Origin of the sequence: Pseudomonas sp. Sample_10 (genome assembly GCF_004321495.1) — a bacterium.
Classification (GTDB): domain Bacteria; phylum Pseudomonadota; class Gammaproteobacteria; order Pseudomonadales; family Pseudomonadaceae; genus Aquipseudomonas.
The window spans coordinates 17,172-32,424 of record NZ_RCOE01000085.1 but is presented as its reverse complement, the minus strand read 5'-3'; the positions used below and the strand labels follow the sequence as shown (position 1 = coordinate 32,424).

General features: G+C 60.3%; 16 protein-coding genes. 11 read left to right on the top strand and 5 right to left on the bottom strand.

Annotation, left to right across the window (positions count from 1 at the left end; genetic code table 11):
- Positions 1-157 precede the first annotated feature (157 nt).
- Together D8U18_RS08315 and D8U18_RS08310 are read right to left on the bottom strand one after the other, a co-directional pair.
- Positions 158-403 carry a TIGR02647 family protein gene (locus D8U18_RS08315; RefSeq protein ID WP_056854120.1) on the bottom strand — a complete coding sequence of 82 codons (246 nt, stop codon included), beginning with the start codon at positions 401-403 and terminating at the stop codon, positions 158-160.
- 209 nt (positions 404-612) lie between these two features.
- Positions 613-897 carry a hypothetical protein gene (locus D8U18_RS08310; protein WP_056854119.1) on the bottom strand — a complete coding sequence of 95 codons (285 nt, stop codon included), beginning with the start codon at positions 895-897 and terminating at the stop codon, positions 613-615.
- A 124-nt stretch (positions 898-1,021) separates the two neighbouring features.
- On the opposite strand from D8U18_RS08310, the gene D8U18_RS08305 reads away from it, so the two are divergent.
- Positions 1,022-1,681, top strand: a complete 660-nt coding sequence (locus tag D8U18_RS08305; protein WP_131107433.1) for a glutathione S-transferase — start codon at positions 1,022-1,024, stop codon at positions 1,679-1,681.
- A gap of 117 nt (positions 1,682-1,798) precedes the next feature.
- Here the strand turns inward: D8U18_RS08305 and argH are convergent, their stop codons facing one another.
- Positions 1,799-3,193, bottom strand: a complete 1,395-nt coding sequence (argH, locus tag D8U18_RS08300) for an argininosuccinate lyase (RefSeq protein WP_056854117.1) — start codon at positions 3,191-3,193, stop codon at positions 1,799-1,801.
- A 452-nt stretch (positions 3,194-3,645) separates the two neighbouring features.
- On the opposite strand from argH, the gene D8U18_RS08295 reads away from it, so the two are divergent.
- The 7 genes from D8U18_RS08295 to D8U18_RS08265 all read left to right on the top strand — a co-directional run bounded on the left by D8U18_RS08295 (position 3,646) and on the right by D8U18_RS08265 (position 10,077).
- Positions 3,646-4,392, top strand: coding sequence for a LytTR family DNA-binding domain-containing protein (locus tag D8U18_RS08295; protein ID WP_131107432.1), 747 nt, complete (start codon positions 3,646-3,648; stop codon positions 4,390-4,392).
- Positions 4,393-4,530: 138 nt separating this feature from the next.
- Positions 4,531-5,472 carry a hydroxymethylbilane synthase gene (hemC, locus tag D8U18_RS08290; protein ID WP_056854115.1) on the top strand — a complete coding sequence of 314 codons (942 nt, stop codon included), beginning with the start codon at positions 4,531-4,533 and terminating at the stop codon, positions 5,470-5,472.
- Positions 5,469-6,236 (top strand): uroporphyrinogen-III synthase, encoded by a 768-nt coding sequence (locus D8U18_RS08285; RefSeq protein WP_131107431.1) that lies wholly within the window; start codon positions 5,469-5,471, stop codon positions 6,234-6,236. Before hemC ends, D8U18_RS08285 begins: the two co-directional genes overlap by 4 nt.
- A 16-nt stretch (positions 6,237-6,252) precedes the next feature.
- Positions 6,253-7,410, top strand: a complete 1,158-nt coding sequence (locus D8U18_RS08280) for a uroporphyrinogen-III C-methyltransferase (protein WP_056854113.1) — start codon at positions 6,253-6,255, stop codon at positions 7,408-7,410.
- Complete coding sequence (locus tag D8U18_RS08275; RefSeq protein ID WP_056854112.1) at positions 7,407-8,645, top strand: heme biosynthesis protein HemY; 1,239 nt, start codon at positions 7,407-7,409, stop codon at positions 8,643-8,645. The genes D8U18_RS08280 and D8U18_RS08275 overlap by 4 nt, the downstream gene beginning before the upstream one ends.
- A 250-nt stretch (positions 8,646-8,895) precedes the next feature.
- On the top strand, positions 8,896-9,447 hold the full coding sequence (locus tag D8U18_RS08270; RefSeq protein WP_056854111.1) for a disulfide bond formation protein B: 552 nt from the start codon (positions 8,896-8,898) through the stop codon (positions 9,445-9,447).
- A 171-nt stretch (positions 9,448-9,618) separates the two neighbouring features.
- Entirely contained in the window at positions 9,619-10,077 is a 459-nt protein-coding gene (locus D8U18_RS08265) for an Rsd/AlgQ family anti-sigma factor (RefSeq protein ID WP_056854110.1), read from the top strand.
- A 58-nt stretch (positions 10,078-10,135) separates the two neighbouring features.
- Here D8U18_RS08265 and D8U18_RS08260 read toward each other — a convergent pair whose 3' ends face one another.
- Positions 10,136-10,801: an FKBP-type peptidyl-prolyl cis-trans isomerase gene (locus D8U18_RS08260; protein WP_056854109.1), complete on the bottom strand. Its 666-nt coding sequence runs from the start codon at positions 10,799-10,801 to the stop codon at positions 10,136-10,138.
- 194 nt (positions 10,802-10,995) lie between these two features.
- Here D8U18_RS08260 and D8U18_RS28845 point away from each other — a divergent pair, with 194 nt between their 5' ends.
- Positions 10,996-12,165 (top strand): AlgP family protein, encoded by a 1,170-nt coding sequence (locus D8U18_RS28845; protein ID WP_131107430.1) that lies wholly within the window; start codon positions 10,996-10,998, stop codon positions 12,163-12,165.
- On the opposite strand, the gene D8U18_RS08250 is transcribed toward D8U18_RS28845, so the two are convergent.
- Entirely contained in the window at positions 12,162-12,626 is a 465-nt protein-coding gene (locus D8U18_RS08250) for a TIGR02444 family protein (RefSeq protein ID WP_056854107.1), read from the bottom strand. The two genes, D8U18_RS28845 and D8U18_RS08250, sit on opposite strands and share 4 nt — an antisense overlap.
- A 50-nt stretch (positions 12,627-12,676) precedes the next feature.
- Between D8U18_RS08250 and D8U18_RS08245 the strand changes: the two genes are divergently transcribed.
- Together D8U18_RS08245 and D8U18_RS08240 are read left to right on the top strand one after the other, a co-directional pair.
- Positions 12,677-14,587, top strand: a complete 1,911-nt coding sequence (locus tag D8U18_RS08245; RefSeq protein WP_130903821.1) for an ATP-binding cassette domain-containing protein — start codon at positions 12,677-12,679, stop codon at positions 14,585-14,587.
- On the top strand, positions 14,587-15,168 hold the full coding sequence (locus D8U18_RS08240) for a mechanosensitive ion channel family protein (protein WP_131107429.1): 582 nt from the start codon (positions 14,587-14,589) through the stop codon (positions 15,166-15,168). Before D8U18_RS08245 ends, D8U18_RS08240 begins: the two co-directional genes overlap by 1 nt.
- Positions 15,169-15,253 lie beyond the last annotated feature (85 nt).

Below are 15,253 nucleotides of genomic sequence, written 5' to 3'. Positions count from 1 at the left end.
GAGGGGCAGTTTAGCGCCTCGGCCACGGGATTTTTAAGCTGAATTTGTTTTTTGACGTCAGATTTCTATCGCCTGGCGACAGCGCTCGGCAGAAACGGGCAACCCGGCTGGCCCGCGGAAATCCCATGGCAGGGGTTTCCGTGGGCGAAGGGGCGATTCAGGCTGTTTCCTGGACGCTCAGAATGGTCAGGACTGTTTGTACGCTTTGAGCGGCATCACGGCCCAGGCTGGTCAGATAACCGCCATCGGGCTGGTCGATCAATTCTTTTTCATGCAGGCGTTTGGCAGCGGCAATGTGTTTCGGGGCAGCGGTCTGATGAATTTTCAAACCTTCCTGGGAACTGTCCAGGTTGAAGAGTGCGAGGACTTCCAGTTCGGCAACCAACTCAGGGGTAAGCGACATAAGGACTCCAGACTTTCTAGGAATTGGACGACAGCGCCCCTAAGGTGATCTCACTCGTGCGGCATGTCCAGTGCTGGCGGCAGGGTTTTTTTGCCTGGGGCGGCTTTCCCCGGCTGCGGGGTGCCGCAGGAGCGAGGCTTGCCCGCGAAGAGCCGTGACGAGGTTTTCAGATAAACCGCGGCGAGGCTTACACGGGCACACACGCTGGTTTATTTCTTTTCCGGTGGCAGTTCCGGCAATGCGCGCAGCGCTGCTTCATACCATTGGGTGTTGAATGCGCGGTCTTCTTCGAGGATTGCGTCGATTTCTACCGCTAGAACGTGAGCCATCAGATTGAGGATTTCTTCGCGCTCGTAACCTACCAGGGTCAACTTGTTGAACGTTGCCTTGGCTGCTGGCGGGTTGTCGCTTTCGATCTGGTTTTCGATAGCTTCGACCAGCGTATTTTCGGCGAACTCTTCTTCGTCGGCATCGATATCGGTTGGCTCGCTCATGGCAGGCTCCTTGGGGAAAGATGGCCAGTTTACCCGCATTCATGCCCGTGATGCTGCTGGCAAGAAACGCCGCAGCGTTCTATAAACAGGCACTGCCCACCCCGCACGGCCTGGAGGCTATGTGATGCTCAAGCTTTACGGATTTGCTGTCAGCAACTACTACAACATGGTCAAACTGGCTCTGCTGGAAAAAGGCCTGCCCTTCGAAGAAGTGCCGTTTTACGCCGGGCAAACCCCGGAAGCGCTCGCCATCAGCCCGCGTGGAAAAGTACCGGTGCTGGCCGTCGAGCAGGGTTTCATCAATGAAACCAGCGTCATTCTCGAATACATCGAGCAAAGCCAGAAAGGCACGCCGCTGCTGCCCAGCGATCCTTACGAGCGGGCGCAGGTGCTGGCATTGGCCAAGGAGATCGAGTTGTATATCGAACTGCCGGGCCGTGCCTGCTATGGCGAAGCGTTTTTCGGCACGACATTGCCGGATGCCATCAAGGAAAAGACCCGCACCGAGCTGCTGCTGGGCATGGCGTCCCTGGGCCGACACGGCAAATTCAGCCCTTACGTGGCGGGCGACAGTTTGAGCGTGGCGGATCTGTATTTCCTGTACAGCGTGCCGTTGGCGTGCGGGGTCGCCAAGAAACTGTTCGATATCGATTTGTTGGCCGAGCTGCCGGCAGCGAAGGCACTGTTGCAGCGGCTGGAGCAGAATCCGAATGTGCAACGGATTGCTGCGGACAAGGACGCGGCGATGCCGGCGTTCATGGCGATGATTGCAGCCAAGAAGTAGATTTGCAGCGCTCCTGAGTCAGCCATCGCGGGCAAGCCCCGCTCCCACAGTATTGTGTCGGTCAACAGATGGTGACTCGGCGCCAATCCTGTGGGAGCGGGCTTGCCCGCGATACTTTTAGCGGCTGGCGAGCAATGCCTGACCGCGTGCCACGGCTGCCTTGACCTGCGCCGGCGCGGTGCCGCCGATGTGGTTGCGCGCATTGACCGAGCCTTCGAGGGTCAGCACGGCGAATACATCCTGATCGATCTGGTCGCTGAACTTGCGCAATTCTTCCAGGCTCATTTCCGCCAGGTCCTTGCCGCTTTCAACGCCATACTTCACGGCATGGCCGACGATTTCGTGGCAATCCCGGAACGGCAGGCCACGACGCACCAGGTAATCGGCAAGGTCGGTGGCGGTGGAGAAACCGCGCAGCGCCGCCTCACGCATCATCGCGTGCTTGGGCTTGATCGCCGGAATCATGTCGGCAAAGGCGCGCAATGAGTCGCGCAAGGTATCGGCGGCGTCGAACAACGGCTCCTTGTCTTCCTGGTTGTCCTTGTTGTAGGCCAGCGGCTGGCCTTTCATCAAGGTCAGCAAGCCCATCAGCGCCCCGAATACCCGGCCGCTTTTGCCGCGTACCAGCTCTGGCACGTCCGGGTTTTTCTTTTGCGGCATGATCGAGCTACCGGTGCAGAAACGGTCCGGCAGATCGATGAACTGGAACTGCGCGCTGGTCCACAGCACCAGCTCTTCGGAGAAGCGCGACAGGTGCATCATCGCGATGCTCGCGGCGGAACAGAATTCGATGGCGAAATCGCGATCGGACACGTTGTCCAGCGAGTTGCCGCCGACGGCGTCGAAGCCCAGCAGTTGCGCGGTGTACTCGCGGTCGATCGGGTAGGTGGTGCCCGCCAGCGCAGCGCTGCCCAGCGGCATGCGGTTGGTGCGCTTGCGGCAGTCGACCAGGCGCTCATAGTCGCGGCTGAGCATTTCAAACCAGGCCAGCATGTGGTGCCCGAAGGTAACCGGCTGAGCCGTCTGCAGGTGGGTGAAACCGGGCATGATGCTGCCGGCTTCGCGCTCGGCCTGTTCCAGCAAGCCTTTTTGCAGGCGGGTGATTTCGCTCAGGATCAGGTCGATCTCGTCACGCAGCCACAGACGGATGTCAGTAGCGACCTGGTCGTTGCGGCTGCGGCCGGTGTGCAGCTTTTTGCCCGTCACGCCGATTCGGTCGGTCAGACGCGCCTCGATATTCATGTGCACGTCTTCGAGATCGACGCGCCAGTCGAACTGGCCGGCCTCGATTTCAGCCTGGATGGTCTTCAGGCCATCGGTGATGCTGTCGCGCTCGGCATCGGTCAGCACGCCGACCTTGGCCAGCATGGTGGCGTGGGCGATCGAGCCCATGATGTCGTGGCGATACAGGCGCTGGTCGAAGGTGACGGAGGCGGTGAAGCGGGCGACGAAGGCGTCGACGGGTTCACTGAAGCGGCCGCCCCAGGACTGATTGGTCTTGTCAGTGCTCATGAATTCGCTCGTATCGGCTGAAGAAAAATGGCGTTGAAACTGGCGCGGATAATAACAGGGTTGCCAATCGTGTCGGTGACACTGGTCGACTGGTTTTTCATGTCGTGAGTTGTGTCAGGTCAAGCCTTGGACGAATTGCACAACGATATTTTTCAATTGAGCAATATCGTCTCGGCAACCGTCTACAGTTGGACAATAGGATCAGCGCACTTCCTGGTGCCAAAGCTGACTATAAGAAGAGGGGTGTCCGTATTGCGTATCAGCAAACCCTGTGGCGATGTGTCGCCAAAGCGGGCCTGGGCCGCCAATCGCCCGGCAGATGAAAATTTAGCTGCCCGACAAGCGGCACTTTTTGACGCTCGCGCTAGTCTTAGCGTGGATCGCGGTGACGGACGTCACTTCACCTGTCTACGCTATCCTTGTGCGAGACTCACGCAGGAATCCAGCGCAATATGAATGTCCTGATCGTTGATGACGAACCCCTGGCCCGCGAGCGCCTGAGCCGAATGGTTGGCGAACTCGAGGGATACAGTGTCCTGGAGCCCAGCGCCACGAATGGCGAAGAAGCGTTGGCACTGATCGACAGCCACAAACCGGACATCGTGCTGCTCGATGTCCGTATGCCGGGCCTCGATGGCCTGCAGGTGGCCGCACGATTGTGCGAACGTGAAACTCCGCCCGCCGTGGTGTTTTGCACCGGGCCCGATGAATTTGCCGTGGAAGCCTTACAGGCCAGCGCCGTAGGCTATCTGGTGAAACCTGTGAGAACTGAACATTTACAAGACGCATTAAAAAAAGCCGAGCGCCCCAATCGTGTTCAACTCTCGGCCCTGACCCGTCCGGCTGCCGAAAGCGGCAGTGGTCCCCGCAGCCACATCAGCGCCCGCACCCGTAAAGGGATCGAGCTGATTCCGCTGGACCAGGTGGTCTACTTCATCGCCGATCACAAATACGTGACCTTGCGCCATGAAGCGGGCGAAGTGTTGCTCGATGAGCCGCTCAAAGCGCTTGAGGACGAATTCGGTGACCGTTTCGTGCGGATCCATCGTAACGCGCTGGTTGCCCGTGAACGCATCGAACGCTTGCAACGCACACCGCTTGGGCATTTCCAGCTGTTTCTCAAAGGCCTGAACGGTGACGCATTGATCGTCAGTCGACGCCATGTGGCCGGCGTGCGGAAAATGATGCAACAGCTTTGATTCGCTGTTCGCAGGCGAGTTTCACACCCGATTGCCGGATATCCGGGGCCAGGGAGGCCGAGTAGTTTCTGATACAAGTCAAAGTGGATTTGGCTGAGCTGTTATTATCCGTCGTATCTTTTCAGTACGGATTGATCCATGTCCTCTCGCCAAATCCGCATCGCCACCCGCAAAAGTGCTCTCGCCCTGTGGCAGGCCGAATACGTCAAAGCCCGTCTCGAACAGGCCCACCCGGGTTTGCTCGTGACGTTGGTGCCGATGGTCAGTCGAGGCGACAAGCTTCTCGACTCGCCATTGTCGAAAATCGGTGGCAAGGGCCTGTTCGTCAAGGAACTGGAAACCGCCCTGCTGGAAAACGAAGCCGACATCGCTGTGCATTCGATGAAAGACGTGCCGATGGACTTCCCCGAAGGGCTCGGCCTTTTCTGCATCTGCGAACGCGAAGACCCGCGTGATGCATTCGTCTCCAATACCTATTCCAGCCTGGACGAGTTGCCGCAAGGCAGCATTGTCGGCACGTCGAGCCTGCGCCGCCAGGCTCAGTTGCTGACCCGTCGTCCGGACCTGGAAATCCGTTTCCTGCGTGGCAACGTCAATACGCGTCTGGCCAAACTGGATGCCGGCGAATACGACGCCATTATTCTCGCCGCTGCCGGGTTGATCCGGCTGGGCTTTGAAGATCGCATCACCTCGGCCATCAGCGTCGACGACAGCCTGCCGGCCGGTGGCCAGGGCGCCGTGGGCATTGAGTGCCGGACTGCCGACAGCGAAATTCATGCGCTGCTGGCGCCGCTGCATCACCAGGACACCGCCACCCGCGTGACCGCCGAGCGTGCTCTCAACAAACACCTCAATGGCGGCTGCCAGGTGCCTATCGCCTGTTACGCCGTGCTTGAAGGCGAGCAGGTCTGGCTGCGTGGCCTGGTGGGCGATCCGAGCGGTGGCCTGCTGCTCAGCGCCCAGGCGCGTGCGCCACGTGGTGCTGCCGAAGCCTTGGGTGTGCAAGTGGCCGAGGATCTCTTGAGCCAGGGCGCCGCCGACATTCTCAAAGCGGTCTACGGCGAGGCAGGTCACGAGTGACTGGCTGGCGCTTGCTGCTGACGCGTCCAGCGGATGAGTCGGCAGCCCTGAGCCGTTTTCTGGCCGGGCAGGGGATTTTCAGCAGCAGCTTGCCGCTTTTGGACATCGTGCCGATCCCTGCCTCTGACACAATGCTAGGCGTGATTCAGAACCTCGAACGATTTTGCGCGGTGATCGTGGTCAGCAAGCCTGCTGCGCGAATCGGCGTCGAATTGCTCGAACGCTCCGGCTCGCAAGCAATGGGTGTGAAGTGGTTCAGTGTCGGTGCCGCGACGGCGCAGATCCTTGAAGATCAAGGCCTGGACGTGAGCTTCCCGGATGAAGGGGATGACAGCGAAGCCTTGCTTGAGCTTGCAGCGCTGCGCGAGGCTCTTGCCCGGCCGGATCCCGAGGTTCTGATCCTGCGCGGCGAGGGCGGGCGCGAACTGCTGGCCGAGCGCTTGCGTGAGCGAGGTGCTAGTGTCGAGTATCTGGAGTTGTACCGCCGCCAGTTGCCGATGTACCCGTCGGCAGCGCTGCAGGACCGGATCGAAGCGGAACGCCTGAACGCACTGGTGGTCAGCAGTGGACAGGGTTTTGAGCACCTGCATCAATTGGCTGGCGATGCCTGGCCGCAATTGGCGCAGTTGCCGTTGTTTGTACCAAGCCCCAGGGTCGCCGAGCTGGCACGTGCCGCCGGAGCCCTCAAAGTTGTGGATTGTCGTGGTGCGAGCGCCGCGGCTTTGCTGACGGCGTTACGGGAGCATCCCGTGCCCGTTCTCTAATGCAAAGGATGGATACGTGAGCGAAACAGCCTTGCCAAAAAATGACTCGCGGCCTGTGCCAGATGCGCCGGTTGATACTCCTCTTGATGAAGCGCTGCCTCCTGCTGCCGAGCCGCGCCGAGGCAATGGACTGGCGATCGTCGCCATACTGCTGGGTGCCGCCGGCATTGCGGTAGGTGGTTGGGGTGTCTGGCAGGTGCGTCACCTGCAGGCGACCAACCAACAACAACTGAGCCAGGTGCAGGCGTTGAGTGACGAGGCGCAGAGCCTGAAGCTCAATGAACAGCGCCTGAGCGCGCGTCTGGAACAACTGCCCGGCGCCGATGTGCTGGAAGAGCGCAGCCGTCTGGTGATTCAGTTGCAGGGTGATCAACAGCGACTCAATCAACGTCTGGAAACGGTTCTCGGTGCCAGTCGCAAGGACTGGCGTCTGGCCGAAGCCGAACACTTGTTGCGCCTGGCCAGCCTGCGGCTGTCGGCATTGCAGGACATCAGCAGTGCCCAGGCGCTGGTGGAGGGTGCCGATGAGATTCTCCGCGAACAGAATGATCCGGGTTCGTTTGCCGCGCGCGAACAAGTAGCGAAAACCCTGGTGGCCTTGCGCAGCACTGAGCAGCCCGATCGCACCGGTTTGTTCCTGCGGTTGGGCGCATTGCGCGATCAAGTGATCAGCCTCACCGAGCTCGCACCCGAGTACAAGGACCGCGGCGAATCCCTGCTCGGGCTGACTGCAGATGGCGACGGCGCCAGTCGCTGGGCGCAATGGTGGGATCAGATCTCGCGCTACATCCGCATCGATTTCAACGCCGACAAGAATGTTCGTCCGTTGCTGGCAGGCCAGAGCCTGAGCCAGGTGCGCCTGGCGCTGAGCCTGGCACTTGAACAGGCACAATGGGCTGCGCTCAATGGCCAGGCCGCGGTTTACAGCCAGGCGCTGGACGAGGCGCGGGATGTGCTCAAGGGCAATTTCAACCCGGACAACCCGCAAAGCAAAGTGATGCTCGAACAGGTGGCCGAACTGAGTACGCAGCCCGTCACGGTGGTCACCCCGGATCTGACCGGGACCCTGAGTGCGGTGCAGGGTTACCTGCAGCGACGTAACGTCAATGCCGAAGATTCGATCAAGCCGCTGGCCAAACCTGCCGCGAATACCGCGCAGGAGGCTACGCCATGAAGCGTCTCTATGTGATCGTGTTTCTGGTCATCGCTGCCGCCGCTGCGCTGGGACTGGCGATCGCCGAACATTCCGGTTACGTGCTGATTGCCTACAAGAGCTTCCGCTTCGAATCGAGCCTGTGGGCAACGCTGGCGTTGATTGCGGTGCTCTGGCTGGTGTTCTGGGGCATCAAGGCGTTGATCGAGTTGGTGACGACTTCCGGTGGCGTGGTCAATCCCTGGTCGCGACGCAATCGCAGTCGTCGGGTGCAGGTCGCTATCGAGCACGGGCAACTCGATCTGGCCGAAGGTCGCTGGGCCAGTGCGCAGCGGCATTTGCATCGCGCCGCGGAGGCCGAGCGCCAACCGTTGCTGTACTACCTCGGCGCTGCCCGCGCAGCCAACGAACAAGGCTTATATGAAGAGAGCGACAACCTGCTGGAGCGCGCTCTGGAGCGTCAACCTCAGGCCGAGTTGGCGATTGCCCTGAATCACGCGCAATTGCAGACCGACCGTGGTGATACCGAGGGTGCCCTGGCCACCCTGCAAGCGATGCATGAGCGCCATCCGCATAACGCACAGATGCTGCGCCAGTTGCAGCGCCTGCACCAGCAACGAGGCGATTGGTCGGCGGTAATCCGCCTGTTGCCGGAGTTGCGCAAGGATAAAGTCCTGCCCAAGGCTGAACTGGCCGAACTGGAGCGTCGTGCCTGGGGTGAAAACCTGTCCCTGGCAGCGCATCGGGAAGCGGATGGAACCGTCGGTTTGCAAGCGCTCGAACGCGCCTGGCAGCAACTGACGTCTGCTCAACGCCAGGAGCCGCAGCTGGTGCTGGCCTATGCTGAGCAACTCCGTCAGTTGGGCGCTCAGGCTGAGGCCGAAGAGGTCTTGCGCACGGCGCTCAAGCGCAGCTACGACAGCCACTTGGCGCGTCTCTACGGATTGGTGCGTGGCAATGATCCGGCGCGTCAGCTACAAATCGCCGAAGGCTGGCTCAAGGATCATCCCGCCGACCCGAGCCTGTTACTGACCCTGGGGCGTCTGTGTCTGCAATCCAGCCTGTGGGGCAAGGCGCGGGATTATCTGGAGAGCAGCCTGCGTGTGCAGCGCAATCCGGAAGCCTGCGCCGAGCTGGCGCGGCTGCTGGCGCAAATGGGCGACACCGAACGCAGCAACCAGTTGTTCCAGGAGGGCTTGGGCTTGCTGGACGAGCGCTTGCTGGCAGCGCCGTTACCGGTACTCGCTCACGCTTGATGGCGGGGAGTTGTCGCGTTTGTCCGTTGGCGAATTCTGCATGGAAGGCAATACAGAATGGCGAAAACCAGTCTGTTTTTGTCTTCCTATCGCATCTTAAGCATAGTCCTACAAAGGACTACACCTAATCTTCTAGCTTCTGTCGGGAATTCCCTACGTCCTTGCTGAAGTGTCGCTGTCCACCTGCCTTGAAAGGCTTGCGCGCTTTCCTCTACCGTAGCTATCTGTCCTTAATTGTTACGGAAAAGCCATGTCGTTGGCCTGCTCACGCTCCTTGTTTTTTGCACTTTTCATTGCGGGCGCCCTGGTGCTGGGCGTGTCTTACTATCTGCAATATGCCGTGGGTCTGAAGCCTTGCGGGTTGTGCCTGTTGCAGCGACTCTGCCTGGCGTTGCTGACGGGCGTCTGCCTGATCGCGGCGGTGCATGGGCCGGGCCGTCTCGGGGCATTCCTCTATTGGTTGCTGAATCTTGTCTGCAGCCTGGCCGGTACCGTGACTGCGTGGCGGCAGGTTTTGCTCCAGAGCGATCCGGCGCATCAGCTCTCGACATGTGTTCCGGATCTGCCTGAGGTATTCGCCAATGCGCCCTGGACGTGCATCCTGCGCCTGATGTTCAACGGCTCGATCGATTGCCGACAAGTCGCCTGGACCTTGTTCGACCTGAGCCTTCCTGAATGGAGTTTGCTGTTCTTCGTGGCAATGATGATTCTCGCGGTTTACCAGCTGTTGCGACTTGTGCGGATCAGCGTGCGGCGACCACTCGGCGGCGATTCGTCGCATCACGCCCTGGCACGCGATTAAACACTTGTATGAACTTTATCGCGTGCGTACCTTGAAGCCACAGTCGTGCGGGCATAATCTGGCCCGCACGTGTCATTGGAATTATGTTGCTCGATGACGCTCTGCCTGACCGCCCATTACAAGAGGCGAACAGGCATAGAGCAGCTGACCCACAAGGGAAGAGAGATCACCATGCTCGAAAGTTGTCAGAATGCTCAGGAACGCTGGGGTGGAGTGCACCTGTTGATCGATCGCTGGTTGCAGGAGCGCAAGGAGCTGATCGACGCCTACGACAAGCTCGGTGCAAAGCCTGAAGCTTTGGGCGAAAACAGAAAACCTTTGCAGGAATTCTGCGGCGTGCTGGTCGACTACGTTTCTGCCGGGCACTTCGAGATCTACGAACAGCTGACCGGCGAGGCCAAGGCCTTCAACGACAAGCGTGGTCTGGAGCTTGCCGAGACCCTCTACCCACGCATCGATGTCATCACCGAGAAACTCCTCGCGTTCAACGACCTGTGCGATGAAGGCAAGTGCGTCGCAGAGAAGTTCAAGGAGCTCGGCGGCCTGTTGCATGAACGCTTCGAACTGGAAGACTGCCTGATCGAAGTGCTGCACACCGCTCACAAGGAAGCCGATTCGGTCCAGGCCTGAAGCGCTTCGTGCAAAACCCGAAACGGCGTGCCAAGGCACGCCGTTTTCATTTCTGCTTTCAACCGGTAGCGCCGCGTAACTCGACTTCGAAGACCAGTGGTGTGAAAGGCGCGATCAGGTCGCCAGCACCCTCGGCGCCATAGGCTTGTGCCGAAGGAATCACCAGGCGCCATTTTGCGCCGACCGGCATTTGCTGCAACGCAGTGCGCCAGCCACTGATCACGCTATCAAGACTGAACCACTGCGGCTGACTGTTCTGGTCGAACACTGTGCCGTCGGGAAGGCGACCGATGTACAACACCTGCACCTTGCCGTTCGGCCCGGCCTTGACGCCAGTCCCGGGTGCCAACTCGGTCAGCAGAATGCCATCGGCCAATTCGCGAACACCGGGTTTGGCTTTTTCATCGGCGAGAAATCGTTGCTCGTTTTCCAGTGCCAGTTCGCTCTGCGGCGCAGGCGATTGCATGGCGACCCGGGCTTCGTGCTCGGTGAGAATCTGCTCGATTCGCTCCTCTTTCAACGCCAGTGGTTTGCCTTGGTAGGCTTGTTGAAGGCCTTCGACCAACGCCTTGAGTTGCAGGTCGGGAACCTCTTGGCGCAAGCGCTCGCCCAGGCTCGCGCCCAGACTGTATGCGAGATCGTGGGCGTCATTTTCCTGGGCTTTTTCAGCAGCATGAGCCGCCGAAAAAATTACCCACAGCGATAAAAAAAGGTAGCGCGACATGGGCACTCTCCAACCTGGAATGCGGGCGATTATGCCAGTGTGAAGAGACTGAAAGGTGAACTGCTTTTTGCGTCGACGAAGAAGATTTTCGCTGGTTTGCAACGCACCGCTTTCGATAGTGTCAACATGCCCTAGCGGCGGTTGCAGCAGAGGTCTAGTATGAGCCGCAACTCACTTCAGCCAGGAGGTAAACCATGTCGGCCACCAAGAAGCCAGTAAACACTCCGTTGCACCTGCTTCAACAACTCTCGGGCAGCTTGCTCGAGCATCTGGAAAACGCTTGTTCCGAAGCCTTGGCTGATGCTGAAAAACTGCTCGCCAAGCTGGAAAAGCAGCGCGGAAAAGCGCAGGAAAAATTGCATAAATCCCGCACCAAATTGCAGGACGCCGCGGCAGCCGGCAAGGCCAAGGCGCAAGCCAAAGCCAAGGAAGGAGTGAAGGAACTCGAAGACCTGCTTGATGCTCTCAAAGAGCGCCAGTCGGACACTCGTGGCTACATTCTGCAACTCAAGCGCGACGCTCAAGAGAGCCTGAAACTGGCTCAGGGCATTGGTCGTGTACAAGAGGCTGTCGGCAAGGCGTTGACCCTGCGTTCGGCCAAGTCAGCCGCGGCCCCTGCGAAGAAAGCCGCTGCCAAACCGGCTGCCGCAAAAGCACCGGCCAAACCTGCCGCCAAACCTGTCGCTAAAACGGCGGCTGCCAAACCAGCTGCAAAACCTGCTGCGAGAACTGCTGCTGCCAAACCTGTCGCTGCCAAGCCGGCTGCTGCAAAAACAGCGGCTGCAAAACCTGCCCCGGCAAAAACCGCTGCAGCAAAACCAGCCGCAAAACCGGCGGTAAAAACTGCCGCTAAACCAGCCGCAAAACCAGCCGCTAAATCCGCTGCAAAACCTGCTGCCAGAACCGCCGCGGCGAAGCCTGCTGCCAAGCCGGCAGCCAAACCGGTTGCGGCCAAAACCGCAGCCAAGCCTGCGGCTAAACCAGCAGCAAAACCTGCAGCAAAACCTGCGGCGAAAGCACCGGCTAAACCCGCTGCCAAACCGGCCGCTAAAACGGCTGCGGCAAAACCTGCCACTGCCGCCAAACCGGCAACTGCCAGCGCCGCCAAACCGGCCGCCGCCAAACCCGCTGCCAAACCAGTTGCAGCAAAACCAGCGGCCAAACCTGCTGCTAAACCAGCCGCCAAACCAGCAGTGAAAAAACCGGTTGCCGCCAAGCCCGCGACCGCACCTGTTGCCAAGCCAGCCACTCCGGCTCCCGCTGCAGCACCTGCTTCGACGGCCAGCACCTCGACAACTGCGCCAGCACCAACGCCGGCCGCTGTTCCGAGCGCAGCAACCTCCACGCCTACCAGCGCTTCCTAAGTGCCGGTTACCGCGACGCGCAGCTGATGCAGCGCGTTGCGGTCGAGGTGGGCGGCGTCTGCCGTCACGCCTTCCAGCCAGGCCGATAGATCGGCCGTCTCTTCCTGCGGCCAGTTTTGGGTCGTTTGCTCCAGTCGCTGTAGCAAATGCCGTTCGGCTTCCAGCTCCAACGTCTTCACTTGCTCGCGCAACGTATGCAACCCGGCGTCTCTTGCTGCAGCGTCTTTCCATTGCATGCGCAGCGCCCGTAACGGTCGCACGACATCCGCATCCCAGGTTCGGGCTATCTCTCGAAGTTGCTGCAAGCGCTGTTCGTTACAGCTGATTCTTCGCTCCTCCAGCCAAGCCGCGCACAGCAGCAGGCAGACATTGACTCCCGCCGCCTGCAATTGCAGGCACGCCTGCTCGACACCCGGGCGGGCGTAGGTAGTGAGGGAAAAGCTCCACAGGTCAGAGGACATAGTGCTACTCGCGCCAGTTGCGAGCGAAGCTGGTAGACTCCGCCGCCATTATGATTCGACTTCAGAACCTGACTTTACAGCGTGGCCCGCAACGTCTGCTAGAAGACGCCGAGCTGACCCTGCACGCCGGCCAGAAAGCCGGCCTCATCGGTGCCAACGGCGCCGGCAAATCGAGCCTGTTCGCCTTGCTTCGGGGTGAACTGCACCCGGATTCGGGTGATTGCTTGCTGCCGGGCGACTGGCGTATCGCCCACATGCGCCAGGAGGTCGACACGCTCGATCGCCTGGCGGTCGACTACGTGCTCGATGGCGACTTGCGCCTGCGCCAGGTACAGCGAGACCTGGCGGCAGCCGAAGCGGCCCATGACGGTGCCGCGCAGGCCCGCCTGCACTCCGAGCTCGACAGCGCCGACGGTTACACCGCCGATGCCCGGGCGCGCAAGTTGCTGGCCGGTCTGGGCTTCACTAACGAGCAGATGGATCGTCAGGTCGGGGATTTCTCCGGTGGCTGGCGGATGCGTCTGAACCTGGCGCAGGCCTTGATGTGTCCATCGGACCTGCTGCTGCTCGACGAACCGACCAACCACTTGGACCTCGATGCCATTATCTGGCTCGAAGAGTGGCTCAAAAGTTACCCCGGCACCTTGATGCTGATTTCCCACGACCGGGATTTCCTCGATGCCGTGGTCGATCACGTGGCCCACGTCGATCAGCGCAAGATCACGCTGTATCGCGGTGGCTACAGTGCCTTCGAACGCGCCCGCGCCGAACGCCTGGCCCAGCAACAGCAGGCCTATGAGAAGCAGCAGGCGCAACGTGCGCACATGGAAAGCTACATCGCCCGCTTCAAGGCTCAGGCTACCAAGGCCCGTCAGGCCCAGAGCCGGATCAAGGCGCTGGAGCGGATGGAAGAGCTGACCGCGGCTCACGTCGATTCGCCGTTCGATTTTGTGTTCCGCGAATCGCAGAAAATTTCCAGCCCACTGATCGACCTGTCTGATGCTCGCCTGGGTTACGGCGACAAAGCGGTGCTGGAGAAGGTCAAGCTGCAACTGACCCCCGGTGCACGGATCGGTTTGCTCGGGCCGAACGGTGCCGGCAAATCGACCCTGATCAAGAACCTTGCAGGCGAGCTGTCGCCGCTGGCGGGTCGGTTGACCCGTGGTGAGAACACCGTGGTCGGTTACTTCGCCCAGCATCAGTTGGACTCGCTGGATTCCAAAGCCAGTCCGTTGCTGCATTTGCAGCGCCTGGCACCCACCGAACGCGAACAAACCCTGCGCGACTTCCTCGGTGGTTTCGACTTCCGAGGCGCGCGAATCGACGAGCCGGTGCTGAATTTCTCCGGTGGCGAGAAGGCGCGCCTGGCGCTGGCGTTGATCGCCTGGGATCGGCCGAACCTGCTGCTGCTCGATGAGCCGACCAACCACCTGGACCTGGAAATGCGCCTGGCGCTGACCATGGCCTTGCAGGAATTCAGTGGCGCGGTATTGGTGGTTTCCCACGACCGTCACCTGCTCAAAAGCACCACCGACAATTTTTATCTGGTGGCGGACGGCAAGGTCGAAGAGTTCGACGGCGATCTGGAAGACTACACCCGCTGGCTGGTGGATTACCGCCAGCGCAATGCGCCGGTGAGCAATACGCCGGTCAATCCGGACAAAACCGACAAGAAGGCCCAGCGTCAGGCTGCAGCCGCGTTGCGTCAGCAACTGGCGCCGCACAAGCGTGAAGCGGAAAAGCTCGAAGCCGAGCTGGGCAAGCTGCACGAGAAACTGGCGAAGATCGATGCCAGCCTCGGTGACAGTGACATCTACGAGCCGGCGCGCAAGAACGACTTGCGTGATCTGCTGGCCGAACAAGCCAAGCTCAAAGTACGCGAAGCGGAGCTGGAAGAGGCCTGGATGGAAGCTTTGGAACTGCTGGAAAGCATGCAGGCGGAGCTGGAGGCGCTGTCCTGATGGAGGCCTTCAGACTTCCGTTGCCGGCCATGTGGGCCGAACCGATATGGCTCGGCGTGCAAATCCTGCTGATCCTGCTGGCCGGTTACCTGGCCCAGCGTTTTGTCGCCAAGTGCCTGACCCGCCTCGGCGAGCGCTACCCGTTCCCGCCACAGTTGCTGATGCCGCTACGCGGTGGCCTGCGTTGGCTGATCATGGGCAGTGCCCTGATTTTCGTACTGGAACGCCTGGGAGTGTCGGCCACGGTGCTGTGGACGGCGTTGTCCGGTTTTGTCGCGGTAGCGGCGGTGGCGTTTTTCGCCATGTGGAGTGTGTTGTCGAACCTGCTGTGCGCGATCCTGATTTTCACCGTTGGCCCGTTTCGCCTGGGCGATGTGGTCGAGCTGGTGGACACCACCGACAAACCCGGGGTCAAGGGCCGTGTCGTGGCGATCAATCTGCTCTACACCACATTGATCGAATCCGAAGAGCTCGGCACCGGCAGCGCGATGGTGCAGGTGCCCAACAGTTTGTTCTTCCAGCGTTCGGTTCGGCGTTGGCGGGGGACCGACATGTTCCCTTCGAGCGGGTTCGAAAAGTAAGCCGGCTTGGGATCGCAGCCTTTTCACATGCAAAAAATCGGTAGTCACCAGCCCAAAGCCGCATTAGCTTAGACGTCTGTCACGA

Excerpts from the sequence above, each read along its gene's own strand:
- D8U18_RS08260 (WP_056854109.1), bottom strand. The coding sequence starts at position 10,801 with ATGTCGCGCTACCTTTTTTTATCGCTGTGGGTAATTTTTTCGGCGGCT.
- D8U18_RS08305 (WP_131107433.1), top strand. The coding sequence starts at position 1,022 with ATGCTCAAGCTTTACGGATTTGCTGTCAGCAACTACTACAACATGGTC.
- D8U18_RS08295 (WP_131107432.1), top strand. The coding sequence starts at position 3,646 with ATGAATGTCCTGATCGTTGATGACGAACCCCTGGCCCGCGAGCGCCTG.
- D8U18_RS08240 (WP_131107429.1), top strand. The coding sequence starts at position 14,587 with ATGGAGGCCTTCAGACTTCCGTTGCCGGCCATGTGGGCCGAACCGATA.
- D8U18_RS08265 (WP_056854110.1), top strand. The coding sequence starts at position 9,619 with ATGCTCGAAAGTTGTCAGAATGCTCAGGAACGCTGGGGTGGAGTGCAC.
- D8U18_RS08315 (WP_056854120.1), bottom strand. The coding sequence starts at position 403 with ATGTCGCTTACCCCTGAGTTGGTTGCCGAACTGGAAGTCCTCGCACTC.
- D8U18_RS08310 (WP_056854119.1), bottom strand. The coding sequence starts at position 897 with ATGAGCGAGCCAACCGATATCGATGCCGACGAAGAAGAGTTCGCCGAA.
- D8U18_RS08245 (WP_130903821.1), top strand. The coding sequence starts at position 12,677 with ATGATTCGACTTCAGAACCTGACTTTACAGCGTGGCCCGCAACGTCTG.
- D8U18_RS08270 (WP_056854111.1), top strand. The coding sequence starts at position 8,896 with ATGTCGTTGGCCTGCTCACGCTCCTTGTTTTTTGCACTTTTCATTGCG.
- D8U18_RS28845 (WP_131107430.1), top strand. The coding sequence starts at position 10,996 with ATGTCGGCCACCAAGAAGCCAGTAAACACTCCGTTGCACCTGCTTCAA.
- argH (WP_056854117.1), bottom strand. The coding sequence starts at position 3,193 with ATGAGCACTGACAAGACCAATCAGTCCTGGGGCGGCCGCTTCAGTGAA.
- D8U18_RS08275 (WP_056854112.1), top strand. The coding sequence starts at position 7,407 with ATGAAGCGTCTCTATGTGATCGTGTTTCTGGTCATCGCTGCCGCCGCT.
- hemC (WP_056854115.1), top strand. The coding sequence starts at position 4,531 with ATGTCCTCTCGCCAAATCCGCATCGCCACCCGCAAAAGTGCTCTCGCC.
- D8U18_RS08250 (WP_056854107.1), bottom strand. The coding sequence starts at position 12,626 with ATGTCCTCTGACCTGTGGAGCTTTTCCCTCACTACCTACGCCCGCCCG.